1 protein-coding gene is annotated in these 420 nt (G+C 74.3%); it reads right to left on the reverse strand.

All coding sequences use genetic code 11. The features are described 5' to 3' along the window. Positions 1 to 420: sensor histidine kinase (locus ACEN88_RS34375; RefSeq protein WP_413346883.1), on the reverse strand; the 420-nt coding region annotated here is incomplete at both ends.

Below are 420 nucleotides of genomic sequence, written 5' to 3' on the forward strand. Positions count from 1 at the left end.
GGATGGGCGCGGGCGCCGTGGCGGACGGCGGTGCGCCGAGCGGCAGCATGATCTCGAAGCGGCTGCCCAGGCCGGGCCCGTCGCTGTGCGCGCTCACGCGGCCGCCGTGCAGCTCGACGATGCGCTGCACGATGGCGAGACCGAGTCCCAGGCCGCTGTGGTGCGCCAGCGCTTGCGGCGCCTGGTAGAACGGTTCGAACACGCGCTGCGCCAGCGCGGTATCCATACCTAGGCCATTGTCGGCGACGACGAGGCGGGCTACGCCGCCCGCGCGCTCGAGGACGACGTGCGTGTCCGTGCTGCCGAAGCGGGCCGCGTTCGACAACAGGTTGCCCAGCACCTGCGCAAGACGGTGCTCGTCGCCGGCGACCCACAGCGCCGCGGGGGCCTGCAGGCGGAGCGGCTGGTCGGGCCTGGCGG

This window comes from Massilia sp. CT11-108 (genome assembly GCF_047302915.1).
In the GTDB taxonomy this organism is placed as follows: Bacteria; Pseudomonadota; Gammaproteobacteria; order Burkholderiales; family Burkholderiaceae_D; genus Telluria; species Telluria orientalis.